Here is a 25,428-nt window from a genome sequence, read left to right on the forward strand (position 1 = left end):
CGCGACCCTCGTCGCGCCGCCACGTTTTCCTACCTTCTCACCGGCTCAGAACCACTTGGTGTCCGCGGGCTGGAACCAGCTCGATTGCGCCGGCAGCCATTCCTCGTTGCCGGTGTAGAAGATGCCCGGCTCGTTCTTGCCACCGGTTCCGAACTCATATTTCCCGGAGAAGACGAAGGTCCGCTGCGGGAAGGGGTGGAACAGGAAGTATTTGTAGTTGTTGAGGTTGTCGATACCGAAGTCGAACGACAGGCGGTCGTTGTATTTATAATGGATCTTGGTGTCGACCTGGAAGAAGCGGTCGAACGACCCATAGACGCCATGCGCGGTGTCGTTGTTGCTCAGGGTCGACCACATGCGATCCTGCCAGCGCGCCGAGACCGTGAAAGCCCAGTGATCGTCCGGCCGATAAGTGGCGGACTGCTCCCAGCGGAATTTCGGGACATAGGGCACGTTCTTGCCCGCGACCGACAGCGCCCAGTTGTCGAGGTTGTTGCCTCCGCTCGGCGCCCACAGGCTGTCCGAGATGACCCGCGAGTTGACATAAGTGAAGCTGCCCGAGAGCTCCAGCCCCCGATAGAAGACATTGTCCTTCTTCCAGGCGAGTTCCGTCCCGCTGTTGCGGATGCGGTTGACGTTCACGTTGCTCGAAGCGAAGTTGACCGTCGAACCTGCGGCTACGTAAAGGTTCTGCGAGATGATCGCGTCTCTGACTTCTTCATCGAACAGAGTGAGGCGCACCGAGCCGTCCGGTCCGACCTTGCGCTCGAACACGAGTTCCTTGGTCAAAGCGACCTCGGGACGCAGATAGGGGTTCGGATTGGCGGTCAGCGCGCCGCCGTTGAGGGAGGTCTGGTTATAGAGCTCCTTGGCGGTCGGGAAGCGGTTGGCCATGCCGACATTGGCGGTCACCGTCCAGACGTCGTCCGGCGTCCATTGCAGCGAGCCCTTGGGCGACCAGCGCGTATGCACCAGAACCGGCTGGTAGATCGGCAGCAGCGTCGCGGACTTCGCCGTGGAGCCCAGACCCGTCGTCGAAAGGCTGTTGAGCGACTGGTTGTAGCCGTCCGAGGCCTCCCAGTGCTCGCCGCGAAGGCCGAGCGTCGCCTTGAAATTGGGATAGAATTTCCAGGCGTCCTGCGCCCAGATCGCCTGGGTCCTCGTGGTGCCGTCGCCGATCGACGAGACCACGCCGAGCGAGGACGAACTTCCCGAGGCCCAATTGCTCGTCAGCCAGGTCGGGTTGTTGAGGTGATACTGGTCGCCGTGAATGCCGAAGCTCGCCTCATGGGCTCCGCCCTCGCCGAAGGGGCGGTAGATGCCCTTGGCGTCGAACAGGGTCCAATAGGTGCCGGTGTAGACCGCATCCTTGCCGTTTTGCGTGTAGCCGCCCCAGGGCCAGGCCGCGCTATAGGGCGAAACCTGATCGGACTGCAGATAGGTGAAGTTCGACGCCGAGACTTCCCAGTCGAACAGGCCATGCGTGTTGGACTTCACCGCGCCGGCATTGGTCAGGATCTTTTCCTGGAAACGGTAGTAGGCGGCGCCGAAGCTCTGCATCGCGCTGGTTCCGATCCAGGGCGGCGAGGGCGTGGCGTTGAGCCCGAACCAGGGTCCGCCGCCGTTGATCAGCCAATTGCCCGGCGTCGAATTGCTGTCGTTGGTGTAGAGGCCGATCGTATAGGTGGCGCGGACCGTCGGCGTGACGTCGTAGGCGAGCTTGATTTTGGCGTTGACGTAATCGGCGAGAAGATTGCCGGCGGTGCCCAGCGCGGTCGCCGGGACGCCGAACTTCGTGGTCATGAATTCGGCCCCCGGATAGCCGAACAGATTGGCCGGCGAACTCGGGAAGGTTCCGGACGCCGCCTGAACATAGGTCAGGGGCTGGGTCGTGGTGTGGTTCCAGTTGGCGGCCACGAACCATGAAAAATCGTTGACCTTGTCGCCGATCGTGAAGCTCTGGACATTGGTATGGAAGGTGTTTGCGGTCCCCCACAGCGAGAAGTCCTGCAGGGCGGTGGTCTCCTTGGCCGTGACCTCCAGCTTCTCCGGCATGCGCGTCGTGATCTGCACCACGCCGCCCATGGCGTTGCCGGAATATTCCGCCGCGTAGGGGCCGTAGAGGTAATCGATGCGCTCGATTTCCTCCGGCGAGACCAGACCCCAGCGCGGCGCGCCGATGGTGTTGTCGTTGCCGACGAGGGCCGTGAGCAGGAGATCGTCGGCGTAGACGAGACTGCGGGCCGAGGAATTGACGCCCCAGGTCCGGGTCTGCAGAACCGCCTGGCTGTCGCCGTTGTTGCGCTTACGCAGGAAAAGGCTCGGCGTGTATTTGAGCGCGTCCTCGGTGTCGATGATGTTGACCTTGTCCTCGATGTCCTGCCGCGTCACGCTGGAAACCGTGTTGGGGAGGTCGAAGCGCTTCACGAAAGCCGGGCTCCCGTCGGCGAGGGTCGGCGACCAGGTCGAAACCGGCTGGGGTTTCGGCTCGACGGCGCGCGTTTGCGGCGCCGGTGCGGAATTGCCTTCCGGCGGCGCGCCGGCGCCGATGTCTATCGTCGGCAGCGCTTGCTGGGCCGCGGCGGAACCCGCGAAGGAAAAGCACAGCACGGCGACCGCGCCGGCGGAAACGCCGCGCAGAAGATGATTGCGGAACATGGAATTCTACCTTCCCTGGCGCCGCGATGCTGCGGCGCATGTCTGACGCGGCCTGACGCCGCTTTTTTTCTTGGCGGACGAAAAATCAGACCAGGGCGGGAGGCGCGCGCGGCGCGGCGCCTATGCGCAACGCGCGACGGGAGATCGCCGAAGCGACGGGCGGAGGCGCAAGGCGAAGGAAAACCGCGATGCGCGCCCAACCCGCAAAACCCTCCGACGGGGAGAATGCGCCGCTCGCTCCGAACGGACACAGCGGACAATCGTGATGACGGTGCTGGCCGAGAGGCGCTTTTTGGGGATCGTTGGCGGAGGCGAGCGCCGCCGAAGCGTATTCGCCGTCGTGCAGAATTCGGCAGAGCGTCTGGAACGCGCCGTCATGCTCGACCGCGGCGGCGCCCGCAAGCGGCGCCCCGATCTGCATGAGCAGGCCGACGCAGAACAGAAATCTCGTGACCAAGCCGGTGAACATACGCGCTGAACCTGCTGCAGCCTCTCGATTAACCAATGCTGTCGTTAGAGCGCCATATTCTGCGAGGCGGGTCCTGATTCCAAGCGCGCGGCAATTGTCATAGATTAAAAAATCCGTTAAGAGACATTTATGTCACAGGGCTCAGAAAAACGCGTTGGATTACGAGCGATTTTCGCCGTAACGGCCGTTTGCGCCCTGATTTTGAGCCTTTTCGTCTCCGGGGCCATGCAGGGCGCGCACGCCGAGACGCCCGCCGATGCGGTCGTCGCCCAATCTGCGCCCTGCCCCTTGATGTCGGCCGGCGATCATTCCGCCGCCGGCCATAACAAGAGCGGCCACAGCGGCAAGGTCGACTGTCCGTTCTGCTGTCTCGCCGCTCATGCCGGCGCAGCCGTGCTTCCGGACCGGATCGGATCGGCGGTTCGGCCTCCGAAGATCGCTTCATCCCCGGTCGTTTATTTCGCTCTATTCATTCGCGATCCCCAAACCGCCATTTCCAATGCGGTTAATGCGGCGCGCGCGCCGCCTGCAATCTTGTCCTTGTCATAGTCCGACCGCTTCGCCCGGCCCGTTTTTGGGAAAAGGGCGACGTTGACGCAGCGTCGTCGGGCGACGCAGTATGAAAAAACAACCATAAAAACCTATCTCCGCTGCGGCGGACGGTCTCCCAAGGATGAGTTGCTGTCATGGAATACACCTCCCTTTCCCCCGTGGCGATGTTCGCCAACGCAGGACCTGTCGGCAAAGTCGTAATGCTGACGCTGGTCGTCGCCTCGGTCTACACCTGGGTGCTGATCGCGCTCGGCTCCTATTCGGTCGTCAAGATCGGCAAGGCGGCGCGCTCGGCCCGCAACGGCGGCGACGTCGGCGTGCTCGAGCCGGTCGCGGCCGCGGGCAGCGCCGCGGCGTCCTATGATCTGCCGGGAGAATCCATCGGCGAGAAACGCGAGCGCATCGCCGAGCTGATGTCGCGCACGGCGCGCGAATTCCTCACGCAGGAAGAAGGCGGCCTGCCGAACCTCGCGGTGATTTCTTCGGTGGCGCCCTTCATCGGATTGTTCGGCACCGTCTGGGGCATCATGACCAGCTTCGCCGGCATCGCCCAGTCGCAGGACACCAGCCTTGCGGTGGTCGCCCCCGGCATCGCCGAGGCGCTGGCCGCCACGGCCTATGGGCTCGCAGCCGCAATTCCGGCATCGGTGGGCTACAACCGCATCGGCGCGGCCTTCGCGCGGCTCGGCCAGCAGGTCTCGCATTATATCGAGGACGCCGCGCTCGCCCATGTGACGGGCCGTCCGGTCGCTTCGCACAAAAGGGAGGCCGCATAATGGCTCTCCCCTCCCGCATGAAAGGCAACGGCAACGATCTTTATCAGCCGCTCGCCGACATCAATGTGACGCCGCTGGTCGACGTCATGCTGGTGCTGCTGATCATCTTCATGGTGACGGCTCCGCTGCTCGCCAAAGGAGTCAAGGTCAACCTTCCCCAGGCCAAGGCGGCCCAGCCTCTCAACCAGAAGGACCCGATCGTCGTCACCGTCGGCAAAGAGGGCAAGGTGTCGCTCGGCGCCGACTCCGTGACGCCCGAAACGCTGATCGACGGCGTTCGCGCCGCGATGGGCGGCGATCTCACCCGCGTCGTGCATGTGAGAGGCGACACCGAAGCGGTCTACGGCGAGGTCGTCGCCGTGATGGACAAGCTGGCGACCAATGGCATCACCCATATCGCCATCATGACCAACTCGCGCAGCAGGCCCGCCACGGCTCCGGCGGCTCTTGCCCCCGCCCCGGCCGGCTCGGCCGCCCCGACTCCTGCCGCTCCCGCTGCAGGGAGGGCGGCCCAATGACGGACCTCGCAGCAATCCCCGACTACGCCGCGTCCGAGGCGCCGGCGAAACCCGATCTGCCATCGGTCAAGCCCCGATGGCTGGGGCCCGCCGCCACGGCCGCCGTCATCGCGGCCCATGTCGGCGTCGCCGTTTTTCTGATGGCCGCCGCCGTCGAAAGATATGTGCCGCTCGACTCGGTCAGCATGGATCTGATCCCGGAAGGGGACATGTTCGAGTCCCAGCAGCAGGAGGCCCAGGACGACACGCCTCCCCCCGAGGAGATGGAGCAGCCCGATCTCGCCCTTCCCCCGCCGATGGTCATGACCCCCGACGCGCCGCCCCTGCCGGCGAAGAAGGAAGTGGTGGAGCCCAAGAAGCGCGTGGTCGAGCGTAAGCCGACCGCCGCGCCCGCGCACGAAAAACGCGAAGCCCAGGAGCGCCACCATATCGGCATGGCGGGCGGTCGCGCCCAGAGCGCCAGCGTTTCGCGCGCGGCCTATGGGGCGATGCTGGCGGCTGCGATTCGCCGCCGTGTGCCCTCCTCGACCTCGCTCGGCGAGGGCTCCGCTTCCTGCTCTTTCCATGTGACTGCCGGCGGCGGCATGTCGAGCGTTTCCTGCTCGGGAAGCTCGTCGGCGCACGCCGCCGTGCTTCGGGGAGCCATCGCCTCGACCCATGCGCCGCCGCCTCCCGGCGGGGGCTTCTTCGCGTCGCAGGGCGTGCATTTCCACTGAGCGCATTCTCCGCGGCTTCGCGTCTGAACGCGCGAGGCCGCGGTCGTTCGGCAGCCACGCTCGGCGCGCCGCAGGGAGCGGAGTTTCGAAAAGATCGGGAGACTTTCCCGATGCGAATTCCCTGCTGAGAACCCGAAGCATGATACGAAATCCGCTCGAATGGGCGGCATTTCGTATTCGTTCGCCGCAAAAATCGATGCCGATCGGTGATTTTTGCGGCGGCGCTTCCACGGATCGGGAAGCGATCTCGCGGAAGCCGTATTAAACGTTGCGCGAGTTCCCGACGAGCGGACGATGCCGCCCGATCGGAACACGCCGGCCCTTACTCAACATGAATCGGGAGCGACAATGAGGCGCGCCGCGGCTCTAGCCATATTCGCCGTCGTCAACTCCGCCGCGATTGCGGAGCAGGCCAATAGCCCCGCGCCGACGCCGGCGGCGCCCGCCGTCCAGGCGAAGCCCCTGCCGAAAGCGGAAACCCCGTCCGGCGGCGTCCAGGCGAAACCCCAACCCGCCTCAGCGCCGAACGCCGCAGCCCCCGCCGTTCTATCGCAGAGCAAGTTTCTGGGGATGCTCTACGCCGAGATCGCGAAACGCACCCCGGCCGAGAACACAGTGGGCAAAGGGGACGTCGCCGCCAGTTTCCATGTCAACGGGCAGGGAAAAGTGGACAAGGTGGTGATCGAAAAAACTTCGAGCCCCGCCCACGCGGAGCTCGTGAAGAAAATTCTCGCCGCAGTCCAGGCCCCCCAGCCCCCCGGAGGCGGAGCGGACATCTCTCAAAACTTCAAATTCCATTAACCTCTTTGGCGCATGCCTTGAAAATCCACGAGCGCCATCGACAAGCTCCAAGATCGCCGGCGCCCTATAGGCCTCGAACGCCGGCGGTCCTATCTCTCACGCGTTCGCGAAGGCCGTAATCGCCAGCGTAACGGCGGCGGCGGCGGCCAGAATCGACAAGATGGCGGTAATCGAGTTCATTTGGATATCCTCTCTTCGCCGAGGCGGTTCGCGCTTTTCGAGCCGGACCGTTCCTCCGTCTCCATGCCCTCTCCGGCGAGACGGACTGGCCGCGCCGATTGGGCGGGGAGGCTTCTGCGTCCTCTCCCTGCGACAAAGTAGCGCATGGTTGGCCATAGGCCGCAACAAGGAACCATATTGCGCCGCACGCCACGCCGGCGCCATAATCCCAGACTCTCCCAAAAGAACCAACCATAACAGAACGCGCCGCCCTGCCGCGGCGCGGCGACGAATGTCTAGCCTTGCGGCCAAGCTCAAGTCGATTCAAGGAGTTTTGGAGCCCTATCGGGAGCGGGCCGAGAGTGGACAAGGGCCCTTCGTCGAGACCTGGCCGACGAAACCATACATGCCTAAATATTGGGCGGAACATTGAGAGCGCCTATTAGACAGGCGCATCGGCCGCCGCACCATAATCGGAACGCCGCGCGTCCGATACGAAAAAAAGCCGCCCCTAGAGCGGGTCCGGCGACGGGCCCGGAGAGCGCAAAGGCCCAAGCACTTCACTCCGGCCCGCGCGTTCAGCGTTCCAGCCTGCGCCGATTGGCGAAATACGGGCGTCAATTGGCGGCTTCGCCACTGTGCCTTATTTTTCGACCGGGGCATAATGGTCCAGTTGAGGGATGACGTCCTTCAACCAAATAAAGAAGCAATGGCACGTCGCTTGCGGGGAGGACTTCAGCGGCGTAGCCTTCGAGGAGAGGCAGCATGAACGCAAATTGGAAAAAATATGCGCCCTGGGTTGTCATCGGCGCGCTGGCTCTGGCGGCCTTCGTCATGTTCCAGCAGCACAGCCCGCGCACTCCCATCCGGGACATATCCTTCAGCGAATTGCTGGTGCAGATCGACGAGGGCCGCGTCCACGACGTGACCATCTCGGGTTATGAAGTCACCGGTCATTTCAACGACAATCGCAGCTTCTCGACCTATATACCGCCGGACGCGGACATCATCTCCAGGCTCGAAGCGAAAAAGGTCCAGATCAGCGCCAAGCCGTCGGCGGAGCAGAACAGTTTCTGGATGTCGCTGATGCTGAACGCGCTTCCCCTCGTTCTCTTCATCGGCGTCTGGATCTACATGTCCCGCCAGATGCAGGGCGGGATGGGCGGCCGGGCGATGGGCTTCGGCAAATCCAAGGCGAAGCTGCTCACCGAGTCGCAGGGACGCGTGACCTTCGAGGACGTCGCCGGCGTCGACGAGGCCAAGGAAGACCTCGAGGAAATCGTGGAATTCCTGCGCGACCCGCAGAAATTCCAGCGCCTCGGCGGCCGCATTCCGCGCGGCGTGCTGCTGGTCGGACCGCCCGGCACCGGCAAGACCCTGCTGGCGCGCGCCATCGCCGGCGAAGCCAACGTGCCCTTCTTCACCATCTCGGGCTCCGATTTCGTCGAGATGTTCGTCGGCGTCGGGGCCTCGCGCGTGCGCGACATGTTCGAGCAGGCCAAGAAGAACGCGCCCTGCATCATCTTCGTCGACGAGATCGACGCGGTGGGCCGTCACCGCGGCGCCGGGCTCGGCGGCGGCAATGACGAGCGCGAGCAGACCCTCAACCAGCTCCTGGTCGAGATGGACGGCTTCGAGGCCAATGAAGGCATCATCCTGATCGCGGCCACCAACCGTCCCGACGTGCTCGACCCGGCCCTGATGCGTCCCGGCCGCTTCGACCGCCAGATCCAGGTTCCCAACCCCGATTTCATCGGGCGCGAGAAGATCCTCAAGGTCCATGCCCGCAAGGTGCCGCTGGCTCCCGACGTCGATCTGAAGGTGGTGGCGCGGGGAACCCCGGGCTTTTCCGGCGCCGATCTGATGAACCTCGTCAACGAGGCGGCTCTGCTGGCGGCGCGGCGCAGCAAGCGGATCGTCACCAGGCTGGAGTTCGAGGACGCCCGCGACAAGATCCTGATGGGAGCGGAGCGCCGCACCCTGATGATGACCGACGAGGAAAAGCGCCTCACCGCCTATCACGAGGGCGGCCACGCCCTGGTGCAGCTGACCATGCCGGGGTCGATCCCAATCCACAAGGCGACCATCATCCCGCGCGGCCGCGCGCTGGGCATGGTGCAGGGCTTGCCCGAGCGCGATCAGGTCTCGCAGACCTATGAGCAGCTGGTGGCGATGCTGGCTCTGGCGATGGGCGGCCGGGTGGCGGAGGAGCTGGTGTTCGGCCACGACAAGGTGACCTCGGGCGCCGCCAGCGACATCCAGCAGTGCACGCGGATCGCGCGGGCGATGGTGACGCAGCTGGGCTTCTCCGACAAGCTGGGGACGGTGGCCTACGCCGATCCGCAGCAGGAGCAGTTCCTCGGCTATTCGCTGGGGCGCCAGCAGACCATCTCCGAGGCCACCCAGCAAACCATCGACGCCGAGGTCAGAAGGCTGGTCCAGGAGGGCTATGAGGCCGCCAAAAAAATCCTCACCGAAAGGCGGCATCAGCTCGACACTCTGGCCAATGGCCTGCTGGAATTCGAAACCCTCTCCGGCGACGAGTTGAAGGGGTTGCTCGAAGGCAAGCAGCCGGTCCGCGAAGACCAGCCGCCGGCCGCTCCCCAGCCTCCGCGCGGATCGACGGTTCCCGCCGCCGGAAAGAACGAACCCGGCGTCGACGGCGCCGCGGCGCAACCGGCCTGAGGCCGCGCGGTTTTCCCCCTCCCCAAACGACTGGCCCGGCCTTGCGCCGGGCCTTGTTTGTTCTACCCGGCTCTATTTCTTGCCGATCGGCTTGTCTCACTGTGACTGTTCCTGGCGGAATGCCTTGGCGTTGTCATTGCGAGGAGCGCAGCGACGCGGCAATCCAGGGAAACTGGCGCGGCGCTGTATCGCTTCCCGCTCCGCTTTCGCTCGCGATGGCGACTGGGGCCGATCAAATGCTGTGGCCCTGATACGAAACCCGTTTGATTGGAGCGGCATTTCTTATTCGTTCGCCGCAAAACTCGTCCTGCGGATCGCGAAGCGATCTCGCGGAAGCCATATCAGAGCAACTTGCCTGGATTGAGAACGCCTTTGGGATCGAGGCTCGCCTTGATCGCCCGCATGGCTTCCAGCGCCACGGGGGCTTTGACGCGCCGCAACAGGTCTCGCTTCAAAACGCCGACGCCGTGCTCTGCCGAAACCGATCCTCCGAGTTTCGCAACGATCCCGTGGACGATTTCATTGACCTCGTCCCAGCGCGCCAGAAAGTCGCTCTTCTCCATTCCGAGCGGCTGCGAAACATTGAAATGAATATTGCCGTCGCCCATGTGGCCGAAAGGCACGGGCCGCGCGCCGGGAATGAAAGCCGTCACGGCGCGACTGGCCTCGTCGATGAAGGCCGGGGTATCTCCGATCGGCACGGAGACATCGTGCTTGATCGAGCCGCCTTCAAATTTTTGCGCCTCGGACATGGATTCGCGCAGCCGCCAGAAATCTTCCGCTTGCGCCAGGCTGGAGGCGATGGCGGCGGCGCCCGAAAGACCGGCGGCCTCCGTGTCGGCGAGCGCCGCAATCACGCGATCCTCGATCCCGTCGTCCTGCATCGAAGCGAAATCCGCCAGCGCATACCAGGGATATTGCTCGGGCAAAGGATCGCGGGAGCCGGGGATGTGGCGCAGCACAAAGTCGAGCCCGATGCGCGGCATGAGTTCGAAAGCCTGCAGCTCCGGCCCGAGACGGGACTTGAACTCACCGAACAAAGCCAGCGCCCGCGCCGGCTCCGACAGGCCTAGAAAAACGCAAATACGCGCGCGCGGGCGCGGAAACAGCTTCATCGTCGCCGCGGTGATGACGCCGAGGGTGCCCTCGGACCCGATCAACAGCGAAGTGAGATCATAGCCTGTATTGTCTTTGCGGAGCTTCGACAAAGTGGACAATATGCGGCCATCGGCCAGAACCGCTTCGACGCCCAAGGCCAGCGCCCGCGCCGATCCATAGGAAACGACATGCACGCCGCCGGCGTTGGTCGCGAGATTGCCGCCGATCGTGCAGGAGCCTTCCGAGGCCAGCGAAAGCGGAAAATATCTGTCGACCGATTCGGCCGCTTCCTGCGCCCTGGCCAAGGTGACGCCGGCCTCCAGCGTCATGGCGTCGCAAAGCGGATCTACGTCGCGAATGCGATCGAGCCTCAGCAGGGAGAGTATGATCTGCAGGCCGGAGGCGTCGGGCGTTTGCCCGCCCACCAGACCCGTGTTGCCGCCCTGGGGAACCACGCCGGTTCCGCTCTCGTTGCAAAGAGCGAGAACCTGCGAGACTTGAGCGACATTTGCAGGCTTGACGACCGCAAGAGCGCGTCCCTGAAACAGACCGCGCGGCTCTTGCGCGTAAGCTGCGATTTCATCCGGTCCGGCGAGGACGTTTTTTTCGCCTACCGCCGACGCGAGGCGCGCAAGCAAGTCCATCGCGCTGTCCAATTGGAAACTTCCGGCGAAACCACTCTTGTCCTGCGCTCTCCCGTCGCTTTAGCGATAACGGCGGCGGCCCGATCTCTGATCGCGCCGGGCATAAACGTAAACGGCCTTGGCGGCCGGGGCGCAGGCCAGGACGATACTGCATAATGCTGCAGCGAATAGCGCACTCATCATGACCACATCTCCTTCCATATTCCGGGGAGACCGACAATCTCCCATCCACACGGATATCTGACGCAAATGCTATGCCTGTTTTTTTGAAGCGGCAAGAAAAATTGCGCAGGTTCCGTCGCCATTAGACTCAAGGCATTACGCCAATTGTCGGCACAGCAAACTTACTCGCAAATTAATCAAATCTTGGACGAAGCCGCCTGAAGCCGGCGCAGAGCCGCATTTGTAAACTTATTGCGACAGGCTAACGCGACAACAGCGCGCGTTTGCGCGGCGCGCGCAATTCGCGCGAAAACGCCGCGACCAGCTCGACATGGGACGAAAAACGGAACTGATCGACCGGAATGACCTCGCTGAGCGCATAACCGCCGGAAACGAGGGTTTTCGCGTCACGCGCGAAGCTTTGGGGATTGCATGAAACCGCGACGATCCGGGCGACCCCGGATTTGGCGAGTTGCTGCGCCTGCGCCTGCGCCCCCGCCCGGGGCGGATCGAAAACGACGGCGTCGAAAGAAGCGAGTTCGCCGGCCTGAAGCGGTTTGCGGAATAAATCGCGCGCATATGCGTCAGCAAGTCGCAGGCCCTGAACCGCGCGCGCAGCCTCAAGCAGCGCTGCGACGGCTCCCGCGTCGTTGTCATAGGCGAATACGCGACGCTGCGCGGCCAATCGCAGCGCAAAGGCGCCGACGCCGCAGAAAAGATCGGCGACGCATTTCGAGTCCTGCGCCGCAGCGGCGACGAGTCTCGCCAGTTCCTCTTCGCCGGCCTCGGTCGCCTGCAGGAAACTTCCCGAAGGCGGCGAGACCTGCGCCTTGCCGACGGCGATATAGGGCTTGCGGCGCAGCGCCACGATGCGGCCGTGATTGGCGAGCCGCGCGAGATCGTGTCTTTCCGCGACGCCGGCGAGCGAGGTCGTCTCGCTTTCGGAAAGCTCACCGCAGCCGCGAATGTCTATGTCCAGTCCCTCCAGCGTCAGCGTCGCAGCGATATCGAGCGGCTTGTTCTTCGCCGCGAGGCTTTTTGCGATCGATTTCGCCGCTGCGAGCGCAGGCTCGAGCCCCGCCTCGAGCAAGGGGCAGGACTCGATTTCCACGATTTCATGGGAGCGCGCCTGCATGAATCCGACGCGCGCCCCGCGCGCGTGAAACGTCGCCCGCCGCCTTCCCGAACCATGGGCGTCGACGAGCGGCGCGACCTGCGCCGCAACGCCCGCATTGCGCAGGGCCGTCTCGACCAATCCGCGCTTCCATTGCGCATAGGCGGCGTTCGAGAGCGCCTGCACGGCGCAGCCGCCGCAAACGCCATAATAAGGACAGGAGGCTTCGATGCGGTGGGGGGAAGGCTCCAGGATTTCGAGCAGACGTCCCTGTTCGCCCTCCACCTCGGCGCGGATTTTTTCCCCCGCGAGCGCAAATGGAACGAAGACCAGCCGCTCGCCGAGCCGCGCCACGCCCTCGCCGCGATGACCCAGCCGCTCGATGAACAATTCCACTGTTTCTTTTGTCATGACCGCCGTGCGCAAAGCAGGAATTCGCGATTGCCGTCGCCGCCCTCGATCGGCGACGGGGAGACGCCGACGACGCGCCAGCCGAGCCGCTCGACTTCCGCCGCAATGCGGTCGCAAACGCGCCTGTGAACGCCGGCGTCTCGCACGACGCCTTTCTTGACCGCGCCCGGCCCGGCTTCGAACTGCGGCTTCACCAGCGTCACGAGGATGGCGTCCGCCGCAGCAAGAGAGAGCATGTTCGGCAGCAGCAGGACGAGAGAGATGAAACTGGCGTCGCATACGACGAGGCTCGGCGGCTCGGCGAGCTGTTCCGCCCTCAATGCACGGGCGTCGAGACCCTCGAAAGAGGTCACCCGCGGATCGCCCGCGATGCGCGGATGCAGCTGGCCATGGCCAACGTCCACGGCGACGACCCGGCGCGCGCCGCGAGACAGAAGCACGTCGGTGAACCCCCCGGTGGATGCGCCGATATCGAGGCAGTAACGGCCCGATGGATCGACATCGAAACGCTCGAGCGCATGAGCGAGCTTGACGCCGCCGCGCGACACCCACGGGTAAGGCGCGCTGGCGATTATTTCGGCGGTTTCCTCGATCTGCTCCGCTGGTTTTGAGACCACGCGGCCGTTGGCGGAAACCAGTCCCGCCTCGATGGCCTCGCGCGCCTTGGCGCGGCTTTCGAAGAATCCTCGCTCGGCGAGGAGCTGGTCTGCGCGCGGCATTGCTACTCCCCGGTCTGCAGCAGGCTGCCCGCCCTGCGCGCGCCCGCGAGCAGGCGGACAAAGGCGAAGACTGCGCCGATGAAGAGGACGATGTCCATCCCAAATCCGATCGCCATCAGATCGACGCGAAAGACATGGTCGATCAGCGCCGCGCGCAAACCTTCGAACACGTAAGTCGGCGGCAGCGCCCAGGCGACATATTGCAGCCACGACGGCAGAACCGCGACCGGATAATAGACGCAGCCGAGCGGCTGCACCGCGAACATCAGCGACCAGGCGAGGTTCTCGGCGCCGAGGCCGTAGCGCAGCAGCATGCCGCACACAAAGAGGCCCATGCTCCAGGCGAACAGCGAAAGCACCACGAAAAAACCCGCCAGAGCAAGGCCCAGCGACCATAGATTAAAGCCGAAGAACAGAATCGCCAGCAGCGTCACCGGCGCGACGCCGATGAAGAGACGCACCAGACTCATCCCCATCAGCGACACCAGAAACTCGGCGGTGGTCAGCGGGCTCATCAAGAGATTGGCGAGATTGCGCGACCACATTTCTTCGAGAAAAGAGAAAGCGAAGCCCTGCTGCGCGCGCAAAAGAATATCCCATAGCAGCACGGCGCCGATCAGCGTTTCGGCGAATTTGCCGGAGACGCTCGCGCCGCCGCTGGCCTGCGCAATGTAGCTCTGGAGAAAGCCCCAGGTCAGCATCTGCACAGTCGGCCAATAGACCATTTCGATCAGCCGCGGCCAGGAGGAGCGCAGCAGAAAAGTATAGCGCAGCATCATCGCGCCGACGCGCGAGAAGGAGAATCCGTTCATGCCTGCGCCCCGCTGGACGCTGTGGCGCGCCCCCGAGCCACATCCAGAAAAACCTCTTCGAGCGTCGCGCGGCCGTAACGTTCCAGCAATGCTGCGGGAGAAGCGTCGTCGACGATCGCGCCCTGACGCAGCATCATCACCCGATCGCACAGGCGCTCGACCTCGTTCATATTGTGCGAGGCGAGCAATATGGTGCAATTATGGGCGCGGCGATGATCCTCGATCCGCGCCCGCACCCAATCGGCGGTGTCGGGATCGAGCGAGGCGGTGGGCTCATCGAGCAGCAGCAGCGCGGGATCGTTGAGCAGCGCCTTGGCGAGCGCGACGCGGGTCTTCTGGCCGGCGGAAAGGCGCCCGGTGGGCCGGTCGATGAAATCTTCGAGCGCGAATTCTTTTGCGAGGCGGGCGATTTTTTCGTCGCGCCGGGGCACGCCATAGAGCATGGCGAAGACGTTCAGATTCTGCCGCACCGTGAGCCTGTGCGGCATATCCACATAGGGGCTCTCGAAATTCATCCGGCCCAGCACCTTGGCCCGCTCGCGCGCCATGTCGCAGCCGAGCGCGCAAATGGTTCCGGTCGTCGGCTCGATCAGCCCCATGATCATGCCGATGGTGGTGGTCTTGCCCGCGCCGTTGCCGCCGAGCAGGCCCGTGACCGAGCCGGGCGCGAGCGCAAAGCTGAGCGGCCCGACGACGCTTTTCCCGTCATAGGATTTGGAAAGGCCCTTGACGCAAAGGGCCGCAGGCGCGGTTGCGGGCATGGCGGGGGTTTTAGCCTTGTCGTTGGAGGGATGGCAAGCTTATGGGATGCGACTCAAATGGAGGCGAGCGGTCCGGGGCTATGAAATAATTCAGCTTCGCGACAAAACTGCATAGGCCAAGGCTAAAGGCGATAACGGAATGGACTCTACCTCGACCGAGACCCGAGACGCTGTGAATTCCGTAGCGCTAAAGGATCAAGAAACAGGCCTTATGAAATCAAGGGCACCCCTTAACTCCCAAGGCGAACCCGAGCCCATCGCAAGCATGTACTTCAACAATGTCATGCACTTAAAATATCGTAATGACTTTCAAGATTTGAAATCGTCGATTTAAGCTCGTCATCAAGCACAAGGCCCTTCTCAATAAGTTTGTTTGCACGCCTCAAAAACATAATCCCGATTAGAAACATGGCAATTCGTTCGCATGCTGATATATATTTTTCTCTATTAGAAGCATTTGACCCAAGTCTTCGCAAGGGCCTGAAAATGCTGCACTCTACACTGATTTGAGGCGTCTCGAATGTTATGTTTTTTGCCGAGTGGGCAAACGAATTCCGTATTCTCCTTACCGCCTCAAGTTCATTGCATTTCTGTTGATTGTACAAACCCATCGCGTAACCAAGGTGTATTTTGCTGAAAAATCCGTCTAATGACCCTCCAGTTGCCGTTAGATTTTCTTTTGTTTTCCTATCGTTGCGTACAAAGCTGTCAATTATAGCCGATTCAAGATAACGGTCTACAACAGACGCCAGAACAATCGCCGCACTCCTATCGCTTGCACACGCAATCTCATCCATTATCGCTTCAAAATCTTCGTTGTTGGGCAGCTGTTTGGAAAGCTCGCGTAGAGTAATACTCTCCTTCTTTCGAGTGGCCTTCTTTTTACCCTTGAATCTAGGAGCACGAGGACGATCGGGCGGAATAGGCGGTTTAGGGGCCATCGAATGAACTTCCGAAGGAAAGCTTGGTAGCAGCGAAGCTGACGTCCCGTCGCGGGAGCAAAATGCTTCGAAAGGGCTGGCTAGCACCCCCTCCAGAGACGCACAAGCCTATGCCAGAATCGGCTGTCAGTGCGAGCCCAAAAAGTGCTGTAGCGGCCGCTTCAAAATCTTCGTTAGGTCAGATCGGGTGAGATGGCGGCCCAAGTGCGCGTGACGCATTGTGACTCAGCCGTTTTGCTAACCCTTGCGATCTCGGATGTACAACCAAGCCTACTTCTGACACACCGGACAATAAAAGGTGGATCTTCCGTTCTGGGCCTTGCGCGCGATGACGCCCTTGCAGCCCTTGGTCGGGCAAGGCTCGCCCTCGCGATCGTAGACGCGAAAATTATGCTGGAAATACCCCAGCGAGCCGTCGGTCTGGCGATGATCGCGCAGCGACGAGCCGCCCGCCTCGATCGCCTCCAAAAGCACTTCCCGGATCGCCCGCGCCAGCCGCTCCAGCGCCTGCGAGGGCTTTCCCGAGGCGTTGACCACGCTTCCCGCGGCGCGAAAAGGAGACAATCCGGCGCGGTGCAGCGCCTCGCAAACATAAATATTGCCGAGTCCGGCGATGTTTCTTTGATCGAGCAAAGCGGCTTTGAGCGTGGTCTTGCGGCCATTGAGCTCATCGGCAAGGGTCTGCGCGTTCATCTCATTGCCGAGCGGCTCGACGCCGAGCCCGGCAAAAAGCGGATGTTGTTCCAGCTCCGCCGCGGGCGCCAGAACCATGCAGCCGAAGCGGCGCGGATCATTATAGGTGACGCGGGCGCCGTTATCGAACTCGAACACAACATGGTCGTGAGCCGGGTTCTGCCCGCCCTCGGCCGGCATTTGGTCCTTCTCGATACGGAACGACCCGCTCATGCCGAGATGCATGACGAGGGCCTCGCCGTCATCGAGCTCGGCGATGAGATATTTCGCTCGCCGGCGCAGCGCCTCGACGCGCCGCCCCGCAAGGCGCTTTGCGAAATCCTTGGGGAAAGGAACCCGCAAATCGGCCCGGCGCTGATCGACGCGCGCAAATCTCGCCCCCTCGAATACGGGGGCGAGGCCTCGCCGCACGGTCTCGACCTCGGGCAGCTCGGGCATTAGCCCTCTATCTCCTCGCGCTTGATCTCGAGCTCCAGCCATTCCTCCTCGGCGCGGGCGAGCTCGGCCTCGGTTTCCGCCAGCACAACCCCGGCGCGCGAGAATTTGGCCGGATCGCGGGTATAAAGCTCGGGATCGTCCAGCAATTGCTTGAGCTTGCCGATCTTGCCGCGCAGCTCTTCCATTTTGGCCGGCAGGGTGGTCAGCGCATGCTGTTCCTTGAAGGAGAGCCGCGCCTTGCCGGCGGGTTTTTCACGCGGGGCCGGCTTTTCCTTGGGTTCGGCGCGCTGGGGCTGAACGCCTGCGCGCGCTTCCACGCCCGCGCCGCGCTGGGCCGTCATGTCGGAATAGCCGCCGGCATATTCCAGCCAGCGGCCGTCGCCATCGCTCATCAGGACGGAAGTCGCCACGCGATCGAGAAAATCGCGGTCGTGGCTCACGACGATCAGCGTGCCGGGGTAATCGGCCAGCATCTCCTCCAGAAGATCGAGCGTTTCGAGGTCGAGGTCGTTGGTGGGCTCGTCCAGCACCAGGACGTTGGAGGGCTGCGCCAAAGCGCGGGCCAGCATCAGGCGTCCGCGCTCGCCGCCCGAGAGCCGCGCGACCGGCGTGCGCGCCTGTTCCGGCTTGAACAGGAAATCCCGCATATAGCCGACGATATGGCGGCGCTCGCCGTTGATCTCGACGAAATCCGAGCCGCCGCCCGTAAGGACGTCCTGCAGCGTGCTTTCGGGACGCAGGCTGGCGCGGCTTTGCTCGAGCGTCGCCATGGCGAGATTGGCGCCGAGCTTCACCTTGCCGTGGTCGGGCGCAAGGACCCCGGTCAGGAGATTGACCATCGTCGTCTTGCCGGCGCCATTGGCCCCGACGATTCCAAGGCGATCTCCGCGCAGCACGCGGGTTGAAAAACCATCGACGATGACGCGCTCGCCGTAAGATTTGCCGATCTTGATCGCCTCGATGACCAGCCTGCCGGAGAGCTGCGCCTCGCTGGCTTCGAACTTCACTTCCGCCGTCGGCGCCACCCTCTGGCGCCGTTCGGCGCGCAATGTGCGCAGGTTATCGAGCCGTTTGACATTGCGCTTGCGCCGGCCGGAAACGCCGTGGCGCAGCCAGTGCTCCTCGGCGACGATCTTGCGGTCGGCCTTGTGCTGCTGGCGCTCTTCTTCCTCGAGCTCGCGGTCCCGCCAGGCCTCGAAATCCTTGAAGCCGCTGTCGAGATGTCGCGTGCGGCCCCGGTCGAGCCACACCGTCTCGCGGGTGAGATCCTGCAGGAAGCGGCGATCGTGGCTGATCAGCACCAGCGCCGAGCGCAGGCTTGCGAGCTTTTCCTCCAGCCAGAGGATGGTAGGGAGGTCGAGATGGTTCGTCGGCTCGTCCAGCAGCAGAACATGCGGCTGAGGCGCGAGGGCGCGCACCAGAGCGGCGCGGCGACCCTCCCCGCCCGAGAGCCGCGAAGGGTTCTCTTCGCCGGTCAGCCCCAGCCCTTCGAGAAGCATGCGCGCGAAATAGGGATCGTCCAGCGGGCCGAGCCCCGCCTCGACGAATTCCATCACGGTCTGGAAATCCGAGAAATCCGGCTCCTGCGGCAGGTAGCGCAGGGAGGCCCCCGGCTGCAGAAAACGCTCGCCGCCGTCCGGCTCGATTTCCCCGGCCGCGATCTTGAGCAAAGTCGATTTGCCGGAGCCATTTCGCCCGACGAGACACAGCCGCGCACCCGGCGCGACTGAAAGGTCGGCGCCGTCGAGCAAAGGTTTGCCGCCGAGAGTGAGCGTGACGCCGTTTAAGGCGAGAAGGGGAGGAGCAGCCATGCGGTTTGGTGATTTTCCAAAGGTTTCACGCCTGCTTTCCCATGCTTTGGGGCCGCTTGTCGACCCATAGCGGTTTCATGTCGGAATCGGAGAAAATTCTATCATTTCAGCAGTAATATATCCAACTGAAAAGGCATCATCGCGAGCGTAGCGAAGCGATCCAGAGTAGCAACAACCCCGACTTAAAAGTATTTATTGATAACAGCAGAGCAATCATAAGCCTGCCGACTCTGGATTGCTTCGCTTCGTTCACCACGACGGCCGTTGATTGCCGCGTTACTCTTGAACGCGGCTCGGGATCAGCCCCCGAGCCCCAGTTCCTTACGCACGCGGGCGGAATAGCCGTAAAGATCGTCGCGCATTTTCAGCTGGCCATATTCGTCGACATAGGCGGTGAAATATTCGATGTGGATCGGCAGGGGCTCTTTGAGATTAATGTAGCGCTCGGAGCCGCCGATGAGCTTTTTGACCCGCTCCTCGGACCAGCCGCTGCCTGGGCCCAGCACCGCCTCGGCGAGCGCAAAGGGGTCCTCGACCCGCATGCAGCCATGGCTGAAGGCGCGTTTCTGGGAAGAGAACAGACCCCGCGACGGCGTATCGTGGAGATAGACCGAGAAATCGTTGGGGAACATGAATTTGATGCGCCCGAGCGCATTGCCTTCGCCGGGGGGCTGGCGCACGCTCAGCCTGCCGTTGCTCCAGCCGACCTTCCAGCCGCGCTTGGCCAGCGACGACAGATCGCCGCCGTGCTTGGGCAGCAGTTCCTTGTTGATGATCGACTGCGGCACGTTCCAGGACGGATTGACGATGATGTAGCGTAGCGCGTTGGAAAAGACCGGCGTCGGGGTTTCCTCCTTGCCCACGATGACCCGCGTGCGATGCGCCACCGAACCGCCGCGAACCACCGTGAGCTCGAATCCGGGAATATTCACCTCGACATGGGTGTCGCCGAGGTCGCGCGGCAGCCAGCGCCAGCGCTCCATATTGGCGATGATTTCGGCTTCCATGCGCGAGGCCGGGGCCTTGCCCGAGAGCGATTTGCGCCGCTCGGCCTTGCGCGCGGCGGCGCTGAAATCCTCCAGCGGATCAAGCGGATTGGCCGCAGCGAACTGGTCTTCCGCATTGAGGGCGGTTCCGGCGCGAATCTCGGCGAGTTTCGTGCGCAATTGCGCATATTGCTCATGCGGAGGGTTGAAGCCCTGCAACACTTCGCCCGCCCCGGCGCCGGCGGCGGCGACGCGCGCAAGAGACGCCGCGACATCCGGCAAAGGCGGACGCTCCCCGATCAGCCGGGAAATGCGCCTTGGATCGACGCGCGAGCCCGAAGCCTGTGCGACATAGGCGGCGACGGCCTCGGAGAGGAAAAAATCATCCGCGAGCTGCGGCCTGCCCGCCTCCACAGCCGGAATGCGAAGAGAGCGCAGGTCGAGTCCGTCGTCCGCGGCCTGGCGAAGCCGTTTCGCGGCGTCGACCGCGGCCGGGCTCCAGTCGTGCCCGGTCAGCCACAGCGGAGAGAAATCATGGGCTTGATACAGGGACGCTATGGCGGCGCGCTGGCGGCGACGCTCTCCGCGCGGGACCGCGCGGCTCCAGTCGTCGAGCGCCAGAGCCAGGGCGCGCTGGTCGTCCCGCAGCAGTTCGAAGGCGAACTGCCTGTCGTCGAACGGAACCGGCGTGATTTTGACCAGCTCCGCCAGAGGCGAGGCCTCGAAGGGCTCGAACAAAGAGAAATCGGGCTGAGGCGCAGCGGCGGGGCTCGCATTGGCGATCTGCACGACCGGCGGCGGCGCCTGGAGGAGACTTTGGCGAAACGGCGCGCCCTCCGCGGCCGCGGCTTCGCCCCCGCAATACATGAAGATTGCCAGCGCAGCCGAAAGAAGCGGAGCGGTCCGCGAGCGAAGCGACATGATTTTTCCCGTGGGCGCGCCTTTTTTGGCGAAGGCCGCCCCAGCAGCCTCGATAAGGGTTCATTACCCCTAACGGATTTAAAAATTAGTCTATCGCCGCCGCGGCCATATTCAAATGCGAAGCGCGCCGGAAGGCGGCGCGCTTTGGGATTCCTCAGCGCCTGTGGCCTTCCGGCCACAGGCTTCGGCCAATGAATCTCAGGTGTTGAAGCGGAAATGCAGGACGTCGCCGTCCTCCACGACATATTCCTTGCCTTCGAGCCGCAGCTTGCCGTTCTCCCGCGCTCCGGCCTCGCCCTTGAAGGCGACATAGTCCTTGAAGGCGATGGTCTCGGCGCGGATGAAGCCCTTTTCGAAATCGGTATGGATGACCGCCGCGGCCTGCGGCGCGCGTGTCCCGTTTTCGATGGTCCAGGCGCGGGCCTCCTTGGGTCCGACGGTGAAATAGGTGATCAGATGCAGCAGGTTGTAGCCGGCGCGGATCACCCGGTTCAGTCCCGGCTCGTCGAGTCCGACGGCTTCGAGATATTCCTTCTGCTCCTCGGGAGGCAGGACCGCGATCTCGCTTTCGATCTTCGCGGACACCACCACGCAGGCGGCCCCCTCCTGCGCCGCGCGCGCGGCGACCTTTTCCGAGTTGGAATTGCCCTCGGCGGCGGCGGCTTCCTCGACATTGCAGACATAGAGCACAGGCTTGGAAGACAAAAGGCCGAGGCCGGCGAGCATGACGCGCTCTTCCGGCCTGATCTCCACCATGCGCGCCGGCTTGCCTTCGCGCAGCAGCACGAGGCAGCGGTTCATGAGGTCGAGCAGTTCCTTGGCGTCCTTGTCGCCGCCCTTGGCTTTCTTCTCCAGCGCGACGACCCGCTTTTCCAGGCTTTCGAGATCGGACAGCATCAATTCGGTCTCGATGGTCTCGATGTCGCGCAAGGGGTCGACGCCGCCCTCGACATGGGTGACGTCGCCGTCCTCGAAGCAGCGCACGACATGGGCCACGGCGTCGCATTCGCGGATATTGGCGAGAAACTGATTGCCGAGCCCCTCGCCCTTGGAGGCCCCGCGCACGAGGCCGGCGATGTCGACGAAGGTCAGCCGCGTCGGGATGATCTGCTTGGAGCCCGCAATTCTGCAAAGCTCCTCGAGCCTCGGGTCCGGCACGGCGACTTCGCCGACATTGGGCTCGATGGTGCAGAAAGGATAATTGGCCGCCTGCGCCGCCGCGGTCTGCGTCAGCGCGTTGAAAAGGGTGGATTTGCCGACATTCGGCAAACCCACGATGCCGCATTTGAAGCCCATGGCCGGTCCCGGTTGGAAAATGAGATATGGTTGCGGCGCGGTATGGGCGGGCCGGGCGGAAAAGGCAAGTGCAGGCGCCGCCGCGCTCGGGCGAACGGATGAAGCAGCTCCAACTTCCTCATTCCGAGGCTAAGGGAGTCACGCATCTCCAGGAGGCCGTCTTGGCCGGGCCTATGGTATCTCTCTTTGCTCATCCTTCGAGACGCCCGCAGGAGCGCATTCCGCAAAAGTCGACTGACTTTTGCGACAAGAATGCGCTTTTGCTAATTAATTCTGGCGCGATTTCTTATCGCTCGAATGTTTCCGTTCGAACGGAAAGCGCGCTGGCGGGCCCTCAGGATGAGGTTGCGGAGGCTGAAGGGTTCGCTCGAACGTCCTGGCCCGGCGCTATTTGTGCGCCCGCCGCCTGGCGTGGCGCTTTTTCACCTTTTCGATATCGGCCAGCATGGCGTGAAGAGCCGCAATCGCGGCGGCGTCCTCCGGGGCGAGGTCCGCGTCCCGGGGCAGATATTTCAGCAGCACCAGAAGCGCGTCGCCGATCCGGCCGAGCTGCTTGCCATAGCCGGCGACGTCCGAGAGCACATCGGCTTCGACCTCCGGCGCGCTCGATTGGCCGAGCGTGATGTTGACGAGGCCGTATTGCCCGCCGATCGGGTCGAATGCGAATCGCCAGGGATTGATGGTCTGGGCGACGTCCCCGGACAAGGGCAGCTTGAACATCGGCATGGGAAACTCCTTGCGGCAATAGCTTTGGAATGACGGCATCTTACGTCCTGCGGCGCAAAAATCGCCGGTCTTTCCCTTGAATCCGCTCGTTAATGGAGTTGACCTCCGGGTCAGCCCGGCCGAAAAAGACCGCCAACAGGCGAAGCGCCCGCCCGCGGCGCCCATCCCGCATCGGAAACCTAAGATCAGGTTCACGGATATCAGCATGAGAAAAAACCGCGCGACGCAAAGGCCGCGGTCCCACGTCGCGCCGGGCCCCGTCGTTTGCGCCCTGGCCGGCGCCCTGACGCTCGGCCTCGCCAGCCCGCTTTGCGGGCAGGAAGCCTCGCCGGCCGTTCCCAAAGGCTCGCCTCCCATCGGCGCGGCGCCCCCTGCGCCAACCGCATCTCCGGCTCCGGCCGCGCCTTCGGCCCCGGCTGCGCCTCAGCCGGCGACGCCGGCTCCCGCGCCCGCCCCCGAGGCGGCGCAGACGACCGCGCCGGCGGAGCCCGTCAAGCCGAAGCCTAAACCCAAGCCGAAGCCAGCCCCGCCGCGCGAGACTGCGCTTTCCGACGATCCCACCCCGGTCCTGCAGCCCGAAACCTTCTTCACCACCTCCAAGGCTTCGGAGCGCTACGCCGCCATCGTCGACCAGGGCGGCTGGCCCAAGGTCGGAGTTGCCCTGCAGCCCGGCGCCAAGGGGCCTGCGGTGTCGGCGTTGCGCCGGCGCCTCGCCGCCGAGGACGACGCCGTCTCTGGTGCGAGCCCGGCATGGGACGCCGGCCTCACCGAGGCGGTGAAGCGGTTTCAGTTCCGCATGGGCCTGCGCCAGACCGGCGTCGTCGCCGGGGCGACCCTGCGCGCGCTCGACATTCCCGCAACGGTGCGCTTCCGCCAGCTCGCCTCCAGCGCGCAGCGGCTCGCCGGGGTCGATTTCCCTTTCGGCCAGCGCTATGTCGTCGTCAATATTCCCTCGACCGCCGTGGACGCCGTGGAGAACGATCGCGTCGTCCATCGCTATACGGCGATCGTCGGCGACGTCGAGCATCATTCGCCCGAAGTCTCCGCGAAAATCGTCGCGGTGAACATCAATCCGACCTGGACGGTGCCGAGCTCGATCATCAAGAACGAGATCGCCCCCAAGATGCAGCGCGATCCCGGCTATCTGGCGCGGGCGAAAATCCGCGTGCTCGACAATCGCGGCGACGAGATCGATCCCCGCGCGGTGAACTGGAGCAGCGAAAAAGCGCTCAACTACACCCTGCGCCAGGACAGCGGCGCCGGCAATTCGCTGGGCTCGATCCGCATTTCGATGCCCAATCCCCATTCCGTCTATATGCACGACACGCCGACCAAGAATCTCTTCGCCAACGACTATCGCTTCCTGTCGCATGGCTGCGTGCGGGTCCAGGGCGTCTATGATCTCGCCGCCTGGCTGCTGCAGGACGCCCCCGGCCACTGGGACAAGGAGGCCATCATGTCGAAAATCGCCGCCGGCCAGCGCGAGGAGGTCAAGCTGAACCACGTCGTCCCGGTGATCTGGGTCTATATGACGGGCTGGGCTTCGTCCGACGGCACGGTGCATTTCCGCGACGACGTCTATGGCGTGGACGAGGTGGGCGGCGAGATATCGAGGTAGGGACGAAGGCTCGCGCCCATATAGCCATGGGCGCCGGCAGCGGCTATACCTCCCCCGACTTCTATCTCGAACCCGGGCCTGCGATGACACATCCCCATTCCGATCAAGACGACGCCACGCATTTCGGCTTCTCCGAAGTGCCGCTTTCGGAAAAGCAGGGGCTGGTCGACAATGTGTTCCACAAGGTCGCGCGCCGCTACGACATCATGAACGACCTGATGTCGGGCGGCATGCACCGGCTTTGGAAGGACGTCTTCGTCGGCAAGGTGAACACGCGGAGCCAGGCCGGCTTCCGCCATCTCGACGTTGCGGGCGGAACCGGCGACATCGCCTTCCGCGTCGCCCAGAAAGCCGGCTCCGACGCCAAGATCGTGGTGCTGGACATCAACGGCGACATGCTGGAGGTCGGCCGCGACCGGGCGCGCGAGCGCGGGCTCGACGACCGCGTCGAATTCGTCCAGGCCAACGCCGAGAGCCTGCCCTTCCCCGACAATCATTTCGACGCCTACACCATCGCCTTCGGCATCCGCAACGTGCCGCGGATTCAGGTCGGGCTGAACGAAGCCTTCCGCGTGCTGAAGCCCGGCGGCCGGTTCCTGTGCCTCGAATTTTCGCAGGTCGCGGTTCCGGGCCTCGACAAGATCTACGAGGCCTATTCCTTCAATGTCATCCCCGCGGTGGGCAAGCTCGTCGCCGGGGACGCCGAGCCCTATCGCTATCTGGTCGAATCGATCCAGAAATTCCCGCGCGCCGACGATTTCGAAGGCATGATCCGCAAGGCGGGATTCCGCCGCACCGGCTTCGAGCGTCTGACCGGCGGCGTGGTGGCGATCCATTCGGGGTGGAAGCCCTATTAATTCTGCGGTCTTCCGCTCGAACGGCGCGGCGCTCCGCGCCTTCAAAAAACCAGCGGAACATATCGCCCGCAGAACCGGCGAGACGG

At 63.6% G+C, this 25,428-nt stretch carries 21 protein-coding genes; 8 read left to right on the top strand and 13 right to left on the bottom strand.

Going from position 1 to position 25,428, the window contains the following annotated elements; genetic code table 11:
• Positions 1–45: 45 nt before the first annotated feature.
• Complete coding sequence (locus tag H2LOC_RS14635) at positions 46–2,658, bottom strand: TonB-dependent receptor domain-containing protein (protein ID WP_136497721.1); 2,613 nt, start codon at positions 2,656–2,658, stop codon at positions 46–48.
• An 85-nt stretch (positions 2,659–2,743) separates the two neighbouring features.
• Positions 2,744–3,127, bottom strand: coding sequence for a DUF2946 domain-containing protein (locus tag H2LOC_RS14640; RefSeq protein ID WP_136497722.1), 384 nt, complete (start codon positions 3,125–3,127; stop codon positions 2,744–2,746).
• Between the two features lie 129 nt (positions 3,128–3,256).
• Here H2LOC_RS14640 and H2LOC_RS14645 point away from each other — a divergent pair, with 129 nt between their 5' ends.
• From H2LOC_RS14645 to ftsH, 6 genes are all read left to right on the top strand, one after another.
• Entirely contained in the window at positions 3,257–3,676 is a 420-nt protein-coding gene (locus H2LOC_RS14645; protein WP_136497723.1) for a DUF2946 family protein, read from the top strand.
• Between the two features lie 137 nt (positions 3,677–3,813).
• On the top strand, positions 3,814–4,455 hold the full coding sequence (locus H2LOC_RS14650; RefSeq protein WP_136497724.1) for a MotA/TolQ/ExbB proton channel family protein: 642 nt from the start codon (positions 3,814–3,816) through the stop codon (positions 4,453–4,455).
• Positions 4,455–4,973, top strand: a complete 519-nt coding sequence (locus H2LOC_RS14655) for an ExbD/TolR family protein (protein WP_136497725.1) — start codon at positions 4,455–4,457, stop codon at positions 4,971–4,973. The genes H2LOC_RS14650 and H2LOC_RS14655 overlap by 1 nt, the downstream gene beginning before the upstream one ends.
• Positions 4,970–5,689 carry a hypothetical protein gene (locus H2LOC_RS14660; protein ID WP_246206843.1) on the top strand — a complete coding sequence of 240 codons (720 nt, stop codon included), beginning with the start codon at positions 4,970–4,972 and terminating at the stop codon, positions 5,687–5,689. The genes H2LOC_RS14655 and H2LOC_RS14660 overlap by 4 nt, the downstream gene beginning before the upstream one ends.
• A 348-nt stretch (positions 5,690–6,037) precedes the next feature.
• Complete coding sequence (locus H2LOC_RS14665; protein ID WP_154331677.1) at positions 6,038–6,490, top strand: energy transducer TonB; 453 nt, start codon at positions 6,038–6,040, stop codon at positions 6,488–6,490.
• Positions 6,491–7,414: 924 nt separating this feature from the next.
• The gene (gene ftsH, locus H2LOC_RS14670) at positions 7,415–9,334 is read left to right on the top strand and encodes an ATP-dependent zinc metalloprotease FtsH (protein ID WP_136497726.1); all 1,920 of its coding nucleotides are present in this window, start codon (positions 7,415–7,417) and stop codon (positions 9,332–9,334) included.
• Positions 9,335–9,675: 341 nt separating this feature from the next.
• Here ftsH and H2LOC_RS14675 read toward each other — a convergent pair whose 3' ends face one another.
• The 11 genes from H2LOC_RS14675 to H2LOC_RS14725 form a co-directional block, all read right to left on the bottom strand.
• A complete protein-coding gene (locus H2LOC_RS14675) occupies positions 9,676–11,076 on the bottom strand; it encodes an FAD-binding oxidoreductase (RefSeq protein ID WP_136497727.1) in 1,401 nt (466 codons plus the stop codon).
• A 424-nt stretch (positions 11,077–11,500) separates the two neighbouring features.
• Positions 11,501–12,763: a class I SAM-dependent RNA methyltransferase gene (locus H2LOC_RS14680; protein ID WP_136497728.1), complete on the bottom strand. Its 1,263-nt coding sequence runs from the start codon at positions 12,761–12,763 to the stop codon at positions 11,501–11,503.
• The gene (locus H2LOC_RS14685; protein ID WP_136497729.1) at positions 12,760–13,482 is read right to left on the bottom strand and encodes a TlyA family RNA methyltransferase; all 723 of its coding nucleotides are present in this window, start codon (positions 13,480–13,482) and stop codon (positions 12,760–12,762) included. The genes H2LOC_RS14680 and H2LOC_RS14685 overlap by 4 nt, the downstream gene beginning before the upstream one ends.
• Before the next feature lie 2 nt (positions 13,483–13,484).
• The gene (locus H2LOC_RS14690; RefSeq protein WP_136497730.1) at positions 13,485–14,294 is read right to left on the bottom strand and encodes an ABC transporter permease; all 810 of its coding nucleotides are present in this window, start codon (positions 14,292–14,294) and stop codon (positions 13,485–13,487) included.
• The gene (locus tag H2LOC_RS14695) at positions 14,291–15,055 is read right to left on the bottom strand and encodes an ABC transporter ATP-binding protein (RefSeq protein ID WP_136497731.1); all 765 of its coding nucleotides are present in this window, start codon (positions 15,053–15,055) and stop codon (positions 14,291–14,293) included. Before H2LOC_RS14695 ends, H2LOC_RS14690 begins: the two co-directional genes overlap by 4 nt.
• Before the next feature lie 281 nt (positions 15,056–15,336).
• Positions 15,337–15,996, bottom strand: coding sequence for a hypothetical protein (locus tag H2LOC_RS14700; RefSeq protein ID WP_136497732.1), 660 nt, complete (start codon positions 15,994–15,996; stop codon positions 15,337–15,339).
• A 270-nt stretch (positions 15,997–16,266) separates the two neighbouring features.
• Positions 16,267–17,127, bottom strand: a complete 861-nt coding sequence (gene mutM / locus H2LOC_RS14705; RefSeq protein WP_136497733.1) for a bifunctional DNA-formamidopyrimidine glycosylase/DNA-(apurinic or apyrimidinic site) lyase — start codon at positions 17,125–17,127, stop codon at positions 16,267–16,269.
• A complete protein-coding gene (locus H2LOC_RS14710; protein ID WP_136497734.1) occupies positions 17,127–18,938 on the bottom strand; it encodes an ABC-F family ATP-binding cassette domain-containing protein in 1,812 nt (603 codons plus the stop codon). Before H2LOC_RS14710 ends, mutM begins: the two co-directional genes overlap by 1 nt.
• A gap of 299 nt (positions 18,939–19,237) precedes the next feature.
• Positions 19,238–20,845 carry a L,D-transpeptidase family protein gene (locus H2LOC_RS14715; protein ID WP_136497735.1) on the bottom strand — a complete coding sequence of 536 codons (1,608 nt, stop codon included), beginning with the start codon at positions 20,843–20,845 and terminating at the stop codon, positions 19,238–19,240.
• A gap of 198 nt (positions 20,846–21,043) precedes the next feature.
• Positions 21,044–22,141 (bottom strand): redox-regulated ATPase YchF, encoded by a 1,098-nt coding sequence (gene ychF, locus H2LOC_RS14720; protein WP_136497736.1) that lies wholly within the window; start codon positions 22,139–22,141, stop codon positions 21,044–21,046.
• A gap of 387 nt (positions 22,142–22,528) precedes the next feature.
• On the bottom strand, positions 22,529–22,867 hold the full coding sequence (locus tag H2LOC_RS14725) for a hypothetical protein (RefSeq protein ID WP_136497737.1): 339 nt from the start codon (positions 22,865–22,867) through the stop codon (positions 22,529–22,531).
• A gap of 205 nt (positions 22,868–23,072) precedes the next feature.
• Here H2LOC_RS14725 and H2LOC_RS14730 point away from each other — a divergent pair, with 205 nt between their 5' ends.
• Together H2LOC_RS14730 and ubiE are read left to right on the top strand one after the other, a co-directional pair.
• Complete coding sequence (locus tag H2LOC_RS14730; RefSeq protein ID WP_136497738.1) at positions 23,073–24,485, top strand: L,D-transpeptidase family protein; 1,413 nt, start codon at positions 23,073–23,075, stop codon at positions 24,483–24,485.
• An 83-nt stretch (positions 24,486–24,568) separates the two neighbouring features.
• Positions 24,569–25,342 (top strand): bifunctional demethylmenaquinone methyltransferase/2-methoxy-6-polyprenyl-1,4-benzoquinol methylase UbiE, encoded by a 774-nt coding sequence (gene ubiE / locus H2LOC_RS14735; protein WP_136497851.1) that lies wholly within the window; start codon positions 24,569–24,571, stop codon positions 25,340–25,342.
• Positions 25,343–25,428: the final 86 nt, after the last annotated feature.

Origin of the sequence: Methylocystis heyeri (assembly GCF_004802635.2) — a bacterium.
GTDB lineage: Bacteria > Pseudomonadota > Alphaproteobacteria > Rhizobiales > Beijerinckiaceae > Methylocystis > Methylocystis heyeri.

Coding starts and splice junctions, on each gene's coding strand:
- H2LOC_RS14635 (WP_136497721.1), bottom strand. CDS start 2,658: ATGTTCCGCAATCATCTTCTGCGCGGCGTTTCCGCCGGCGCGGTCGCC.
- H2LOC_RS14640 (WP_136497722.1), bottom strand. CDS start 3,127: ATGTTCACCGGCTTGGTCACGAGATTTCTGTTCTGCGTCGGCCTGCTC.
- H2LOC_RS14645 (WP_136497723.1), top strand. CDS start 3,257: ATGTCACAGGGCTCAGAAAAACGCGTTGGATTACGAGCGATTTTCGCC.
- H2LOC_RS14650 (WP_136497724.1), top strand. CDS start 3,814: ATGGAATACACCTCCCTTTCCCCCGTGGCGATGTTCGCCAACGCAGGA.
- H2LOC_RS14655 (WP_136497725.1), top strand. CDS start 4,455: ATGGCTCTCCCCTCCCGCATGAAAGGCAACGGCAACGATCTTTATCAG.
- H2LOC_RS14660 (WP_246206843.1), top strand. CDS start 4,970: ATGACGGACCTCGCAGCAATCCCCGACTACGCCGCGTCCGAGGCGCCG.
- H2LOC_RS14665 (WP_154331677.1), top strand. CDS start 6,038: ATGAGGCGCGCCGCGGCTCTAGCCATATTCGCCGTCGTCAACTCCGCC.
- ftsH (WP_136497726.1), top strand. CDS start 7,415: ATGAACGCAAATTGGAAAAAATATGCGCCCTGGGTTGTCATCGGCGCG.
- H2LOC_RS14675 (WP_136497727.1), bottom strand. CDS start 11,076: ATGGACTTGCTTGCGCGCCTCGCGTCGGCGGTAGGCGAAAAAAACGTC.
- H2LOC_RS14680 (WP_136497728.1), bottom strand. CDS start 12,763: ATGACAAAAGAAACAGTGGAATTGTTCATCGAGCGGCTGGGTCATCGC.
- H2LOC_RS14685 (WP_136497729.1), bottom strand. CDS start 13,482: ATGCCGCGCGCAGACCAGCTCCTCGCCGAGCGAGGATTCTTCGAAAGC.
- H2LOC_RS14690 (WP_136497730.1), bottom strand. CDS start 14,294: ATGAACGGATTCTCCTTCTCGCGCGTCGGCGCGATGATGCTGCGCTAT.
- H2LOC_RS14695 (WP_136497731.1), bottom strand. CDS start 15,055: ATGCCCGCAACCGCGCCTGCGGCCCTTTGCGTCAAGGGCCTTTCCAAA.
- H2LOC_RS14700 (WP_136497732.1), bottom strand. CDS start 15,996: ATGGCCCCTAAACCGCCTATTCCGCCCGATCGTCCTCGTGCTCCTAGA.
- mutM (WP_136497733.1), bottom strand. CDS start 17,127: ATGCCCGAGCTGCCCGAGGTCGAGACCGTGCGGCGAGGCCTCGCCCCC.
- H2LOC_RS14710 (WP_136497734.1), bottom strand. CDS start 18,938: ATGGCTGCTCCTCCCCTTCTCGCCTTAAACGGCGTCACGCTCACTCTC.
- H2LOC_RS14715 (WP_136497735.1), bottom strand. CDS start 20,845: ATGTCGCTTCGCTCGCGGACCGCTCCGCTTCTTTCGGCTGCGCTGGCA.
- ychF (WP_136497736.1), bottom strand. CDS start 22,141: ATGGGCTTCAAATGCGGCATCGTGGGTTTGCCGAATGTCGGCAAATCC.
- H2LOC_RS14725 (WP_136497737.1), bottom strand. CDS start 22,867: ATGCCGATGTTCAAGCTGCCCTTGTCCGGGGACGTCGCCCAGACCATC.
- H2LOC_RS14730 (WP_136497738.1), top strand. CDS start 23,073: ATGAGAAAAAACCGCGCGACGCAAAGGCCGCGGTCCCACGTCGCGCCG.
- ubiE (WP_136497851.1), top strand. CDS start 24,569: ATGACACATCCCCATTCCGATCAAGACGACGCCACGCATTTCGGCTTC.